The organism is Pseudomonas sp. MWU318 (assembly GCF_016756945.1).
Classification (GTDB): Bacteria; Pseudomonadota; Gammaproteobacteria; order Pseudomonadales; family Pseudomonadaceae; genus Aquipseudomonas; species Aquipseudomonas putida_A.
This window is the reverse complement of record NZ_JAESJL010000031.1, coordinates 1-486: the sequence shown is the minus strand read 5'-3', so window position 1 is coordinate 486 and position 486 is coordinate 1. Positions and strand designations below refer to the sequence as shown.

The window sequence follows — 486 nt, the reverse complement described above, 5'->3', positions numbered from 1 at the left end:
ATCGACCACGAAGGTGTCGTTGAATTTGGAACCGGCGATGACTTCGATACTGTTGTAGGTATCGCCTGCGCCGATCCCCGAGTTGATCCCGGTTTTCAGGTTGATGTTGACCGCCACCGTGCTGTCCAGGTACGAAACGGTGTCGCGACCGGCACCACCGAAGAACTGATCGGCACCGCCACCGCCATAGAACACGTCGTTACCGTTGCCGCCGGTGATGATGTTGTCGCTGGCATTACCCCACCCGGTAAACGCAGCCGTACCGGTGTAAGTCAGGCGCTCGACGTTAGCCGCCAGTGTGTGTTCCTTGTAGCTGACGCGCACTTCATCGTTGCCGCCGCCAACTTGCTCGATGACGGTTACGCCACCGCCGTTGACGTAGTAGATATCGTCCCCCGCACCACCGTCGTAAGTGGCGAAGAGGTAGGCGTCCGTGGTGAAGCTATCGTTGAACGCCGAACCGATGACTTTCTCGACACCGGTCAG

General features: G+C 58.6%; 1 pseudogene. It reads right to left on the bottom strand.

The features are described 5' to 3' along the window. Nucleotides 1–486, bottom strand: a pseudogene (locus tag JN524_RS27185) (calcium-binding protein); the annotation flags it as partial.